This window comes from Kitasatospora nipponensis (assembly GCF_039528135.1).
Classification (GTDB): Bacteria; Actinomycetota; Actinomycetes; order Streptomycetales; family Streptomycetaceae; genus Kitasatospora; species Kitasatospora nipponensis.
Genome location: NZ_BAAALF010000097.1, coordinates 1 through 5,013, shown reverse-complemented (window position 1 = coordinate 5,013; position 5,013 = coordinate 1). Strand labels below are relative to the sequence as shown.

Here is a 5,013-nt window from a genome sequence, read left to right as displayed (position 1 = left end):
GAGACGCGGCCCCCCCGGAGCCGCCGGCCCCGGTGGGCGGCGGCTCCGCTCAGAGGCGCTGCCAGAGCGCGGGGACGTACGGCGGCTCCCAACCGGTGATCGCGGTGTGGCCCTGCAGGCAGCGGTAGCCGAGGCTGCTGTAGGTCACCTGGTCGCCGGTCCGGTAGGTGGTGCCGGCGGCCCAGGTCCCGCCGGGCTGGGTGGTCGGGCTGGTGGTCGCGGTGGCACTCGGCGTGGGCGTGGGGGTCGGCGTCGGGGTGCGGGTGGGTCCGGTGGGGGTCGGGGTGGGCGTCTGGGCGATGTCGAGCACGAAGTCGAAGGCCGCCTGCTCGCCGTTGCCGACCTGGCGGACGTCCATCAGCAGCCGGGCGTCGAAGATGCTGTCGCTGCTGTTGCTCGGCTCGCCGGGGAAGTACAGCTGGGTGGTGAGGATCGGCCGTCCGGGAGCCTGTGCCTTGACGTGGATGTGCCGGGTCCGGCCGGGGTAGAGGCCGGGGACGATCGTGGTGAGGCTGAACGCCCCGTGGGCGTCGGTGAACTGGTGGCCGCGGAAGGTGAAGCCGGTGTTGTCGTAGTTGCCCGCGTCGTCGGCCTGCCAGAAGTCCAACAGCACGCCGGCGATCGGCACGCAGGCCCGCCCGAAGACGAAGCCGGTGACGGTGAGCGGGGTGCCGACCGTGCCGGCGGTCACCAGCGAGGTGCGCAGCGGCGAGTTCGGCTTGAAGTAGGGGCCCTCGATCTGCGCGACGGTCGGGGCGTCGCCGTCCTCGCACTGCGGGGTGGCGGACAGCGCGCCGCCCGTGCCGGCGCGGTCGCGGGCCAGCGCGATCCCGCCGCCGGTGACCAGCGGCACGGCGCTCGCCAGGGCGGCGGCCTTCAGCAGGCTCTTGCGGCTGATCAGGTGCTCGTCCCTGGCGGACGGGTCGTGCGCCAGCGGCTCTCGGGGGTCGTGGGGGTGAGGCACGGAGCGCTCCTTCGACGAGGTTGCTTCTGCCATGACAATGACCGCGATCGCGGGCCGGGTGGGGGACACGGCCCGCGACGGGGACCGGTACGAAGCTATGCCGGGGCGCCGGGCGCCACGATGGACGGATCCCGGGGATCCTGGTGCTTTTCTCGGACCTCCCGGCGGTAGCCCCCCGGCGTCATGCCGGTCTCCCGTCGGAAGAACCGCGAGAAGTACGCCGGGTCGACGAAGCCGATCGCCGCCGCGACCTGGCTGATCGTCAGATTGGTGACGGCGATGAGGCGTTTGGCCTCCAGGGTCTGCTGCTCGCGGATCAACCGGCCCGGGGTGCGGCCGACCTGCCGGCGCACCACCTCGTGCAGGTGCGCCACCGAGACGCCCAGCTCCCGCGCGCACCCGGCCACCGAGCGCTCGCCGCGGCCGGGGTCGGCGACCAACCGGGCGAAGGCGGAAGCCAGTTCGGCCGCCCGGCCACCGCTCGCGGCCACCCCGGACGCCGGCGCGCCCAGCCGCGCCGCCCAGACGATCAGGATGTGCAGGCCGGCCCGCAGCACCTCGGCGCAGCCCTCGCCCCCAAGGAGGTACTCATCCGCCAACTCGGCTGCCAGGGAGGAGAACCGGGCGGCCATGACCGGATCGAGGAGCGGCCAGGGCCGCCGGCCGAGCGCGCGCAGGGCCTCGCCGTCACCGGGGTGCCCGAGCAGGAAGTCCTCGTTGAAGAGGATCACCCAGCCGGTGATGCCCCGGACGTCCTGCCAGTGGTGCACCTGCCCCGGGGCGATCACCCCGAGCCGGGGCGGCTCCACCGGGTGCGCCACGAGGTCGAGCACGTGCCGGCCGGTGCCGCCGGTCACCAGGACGATCTCGAAGAACGAGTGCCGGTGCGGGTAGTCGGCCAGCGAGAGCGGCCCGATGCTCTCGAACGACCCGATCGCGAAAGGCAGTCGGTGCGGCTGCGGCACCTGGAGGCCGTGCAGTTCCGGCATCCGTCCGCGCTCGGCGACGAGGCCGCTCACGAGGTCGGACTCCGGTGCGGGCAGCGGAAATTGGTCTGGTCCACCCCGGTAGTCTGCGATCCGGGCGGCCGCCCGTCCAGAGCGGCCGGCCACCCGCCCAAAACGGGCGCACCGGCGCGGCGGTCGGTGCGGTCGGCGCGGGTCCGTGCGGTCAGCCGGTGAACAGGCCGTTCAGCTCACCGTAGTTGAGCGCACCACCCAGGGTCGTGTGGCCGCCGGTGCCGAAGAGCTCCGCGGCGGCACGGTGGGCCACGCTGTAGGCGGACTGCGCCAGCGCGGTGCCCAGGCTGATCCGGCGCACCCCGGCGTCCGCGAGTTCGGCCACGGTCGGGCCGCCGGGGACCGCCATCGCGTTGACCGGCAGCGGCGAGCGGGCGCAGAGCGCGCGCAGCCCCTCGAGGTCGAGCAGGCCGGGGACGAAGATCCCGTCGGCGCCGGCCTCCGCGTAGGCCTCGGCGCGCGCCAGGACGTCGTGCGACCGGCCGTCGGCCGCGCCGATGCCGAAGAGGAAGACGTCGGTGCGCGCGTTGATCACGAGGTCCGGCAGGCCCGCGTCGGTCGCGGCCCGGCGGGCCGCGCGCAGCCGGGCGCCCTGCGCGGCGAGGTCGAAGAGCGGGCCGCCGACGGCGGTCGAGTCCTCCAGGTTGACGCCCACGGCGCCGGCCGCCACCACCGCCCGGACCGTCGCGGCGACGTCCGCCGGGTCCGGACCGTAGCCGCCCTCCACGTCGACCGTCACCGGCACGTCGACCGAGGCCGCGATCCGCCGCACCGCGTCGACCATCTCCTGCCGGCTCAGCCCCTGCCCGTCCCCGCGGCCCAGCGACCAGGAGACGCCGCCGCTGGTGGTGGCGATCGCCGGGGCGCCGGCGGCGGCGATGACGGCCGCGCTGCCGGCGTCCCAGGCGTTGGGGAGCACGAGGACGGTGTCCGCGCTCAACCGGCGCAGCAGCCGGGCCTTCTCGGTGTCGGTGTGGGAGGCGGTGTGGGTGTCGGTGGCGGAGGTGGGGTCAACAGGCATGGGGAGGACCGCTTTCGAGGATCGGAACGGGTGCACCGGCCGGGCCGGTGTACACCGGGCAGCACGGCACCGCTGCCCTCGGCCATCCTGCGCGGCGAAGCGGCCGACCGGTACTGATTAAGCTCTCACCGAATCCTGGCATCGGCGGGGCACGGTACGACGGTTCGGAGGCGACGGTGAGGGCCAAGCTGACGCTGTCCGTGAGCGATCTGGCGCACACCCGTTTCGCGCTCTGCCCGATGTGGGAGGTGGTCACCAGCTTCCGGGCGCTGATCGGCACGCCGGTGCCCGCCCTGCACCGCGGCTGGGCCGCCCAGGTGCGCCCGCGGTGCGCGGCCGCGGGACTGGACCACGGCTGGCTCGCCGACATGATCGCCCCCACGGGCCACCTGCCGGACTTCCTCAATCCACCTCCGACCGGCTACGCCCGCACGCTCGACGAGGAGTTGGCCACGATCGCGGCCACCGACCCGCGCCAGGTGAGGCAGGACCTCGACTACCTGGCCGCGGAGCGCGGTGGCCGGCTGCCGCCGCGACTGCGCGCCCTCTACCGCGACCCGCCGGCCCAACTGCCGCGGCTGGCAGCGGAGATCGAGGCCTACTGGGAGCTGGCGCTGGCCCCCTACTGGGCCAGGATCCGCGCGGTGCTGGAGGCGGACGTCTTCCACCGGGCCCGGCAGGCGGCCGGGAGCGGCACCGCGCGGATGCTCAACAACCTGCACGAGACCGTGCGGTGGGACGGCGACTCGCTGCTGCTGACCGAACGGCACTGCCGGCTCACCAGGATCGCCACCGGTGGCGGGCTGGTCCTGGCACCGTCGGCCTTCGCCTGGCCCCGGGTGCTGACCCGGGCCGTCGCGCCGGACCCACCCCAACTGGCCTACCCCGCCAGGGGAGCCGCCACGCTGTGGGAGAGCCGGCGCGAACCGCGCACGGACGCCCTGGCCGCCGTCGTCGGTCGTTCCCGGGCGTTGCTGCTGGCCGAACTGGACTCGCCCGCCTCGACCACCGAACTCGCCCACCGCGCCGACCTGTCGGCGGCGGCCGTCTCGCAGCACCTGACCGCGCTGCACTCCGCCGCCCTGGTCAGCGCTCACCGGGCCGGCCGCTCGGTGCTGTACGCCCGCACCGCACTGGCCGACGCCCTGCTCGACGCGCAGCCCTGACCGCGCCCGCAGCGGGCACGATCAAAGGCGGCCCGCGCGGGATGGGACCCTGCGGGGTGCGGACACGGCTGAGTGCGGGGCACCGCGCGGTGGGCGGCTCAGCGCGGTCCCCGGCCCGGGCGCCGCTCGCAGGGCCAGAGCCGCGGGGCGGCGCTCCCGGCAGCACGGCCGAGCACGTCCAGGCAGAGGCCGGAGGGGACCCCGGTCAGCGACCCGTCCGCTTCGAAGTGCCAGACCTGGCCCGCCGAGCCGGTACAGGGCAGCACGCCGACCGGCGTGCCGGGCCGGCTCGGGGCGCCGAGCGGCGCCAGGCAGAACGCGCCACCGAGGGTGCGCAAGGCGCCGTCCACCGGGCTCCACCGCTGCTCCGCCCGCCCGTCACAGAGCCGGACGACGGTGCTGCCGTCGGGGCGGGCGGTGAGGCAGCCCCCGGTGGACTGCACGACCAGCAGCCGGGTGCCGACCGGCGGCTCGGGCGTCGCCGGCGGTTGGCCGGGCGGGTCGGGGGCGGGAGTGCGGGGCGGTTCGGGGGTGGCGGAGGGGCGCGCGGGGACGGGAGCGGGTGACGTCGGCGCGGGCGACGTCGGCCCGGCCGAGGACGGCGCGACGGTGGGCCACGCGGCCGGGGACCCGGTCAGCACCGGCGCCGACGGGCCGGCGCCCGGCGCGGTGACCGTCGGCAGGGCGGCACTCGGTGTGGACGTCGGTGCCGTCGGCGGCGCGGTCGGGGGTGCGCTCGGAGGGATCGCGGACGGCGTCGGTGGCGGCACGCCGGACCCCGGCGCCGGGCCGCCCGGCTCGGCGGAGGGCAGCCAGGCCAGGCCCAGCACCCGGGTGGGCGTC

General features: G+C 76.0%; 5 protein-coding genes and 1 pseudogene. 2 read left to right on the top strand and 4 right to left on the bottom strand.

All coding sequences use genetic code 11. The features are described 5' to 3' along the window. Positions 1 to 49 precede the first annotated feature (49 nt). The 3 genes from ABD323_RS24190 to ABD323_RS24180 form a co-directional block, all read right to left on the bottom strand. Complete coding sequence (locus ABD323_RS24190; RefSeq protein ID WP_425556132.1) at positions 50 to 964, bottom strand: dioxygenase family protein; 915 nt, start codon at positions 962 to 964, stop codon at positions 50 to 52. 95 nt (positions 965 to 1,059) lie between these two features. After that, positions 1,060 to 1,983: a helix-turn-helix domain-containing protein gene (locus ABD323_RS24185; RefSeq protein WP_344444023.1), complete on the bottom strand. Its 924-nt coding sequence runs from the start codon at positions 1,981 to 1,983 to the stop codon at positions 1,060 to 1,062. Positions 1,984 to 2,134: 151 nt separating this feature from the next. Then, positions 2,135 to 3,004: an isocitrate lyase/PEP mutase family protein gene (locus tag ABD323_RS24180; protein ID WP_344444022.1), complete on the bottom strand. Its 870-nt coding sequence runs from the start codon at positions 3,002 to 3,004 to the stop codon at positions 2,135 to 2,137. Between the two features lie 176 nt (positions 3,005 to 3,180). Here ABD323_RS24180 and ABD323_RS24175 point away from each other — a divergent pair, with 176 nt between their 5' ends. Then, on the top strand, positions 3,181 to 4,170 hold the full coding sequence (locus ABD323_RS24175) for an ArsR/SmtB family transcription factor (RefSeq protein WP_344444021.1): 990 nt from the start codon (positions 3,181 to 3,183) through the stop codon (positions 4,168 to 4,170). Between the two features lie 98 nt (positions 4,171 to 4,268). Here ABD323_RS24175 and ABD323_RS24170 read toward each other — a convergent pair whose 3' ends face one another. Beyond that, the gene (locus tag ABD323_RS24170; RefSeq protein WP_344444020.1) at positions 4,269 to 4,613 is read right to left on the bottom strand and encodes a ricin-type beta-trefoil lectin domain protein; all 345 of its coding nucleotides are present in this window, start codon (positions 4,611 to 4,613) and stop codon (positions 4,269 to 4,271) included. Between ABD323_RS24170 and ABD323_RS24165 the strand changes: the two are divergent. Then, positions 4,603 to 5,013 (top strand): annotated as a pseudogene (locus tag ABD323_RS24165) (hypothetical protein); the annotation flags it as partial. The gene ABD323_RS24170 and the pseudogene ABD323_RS24165 sit on opposite strands and share 11 nt — an antisense overlap.

What these genes read in the sequence shown, in the direction of transcription:
- ABD323_RS24180 (WP_344444022.1), bottom strand. Translation starts at nt 3,004, where the DNA reads ATGCCTGTTGACCCCACCTCCGCCACCGACACCCACACCGCCTCCCAC.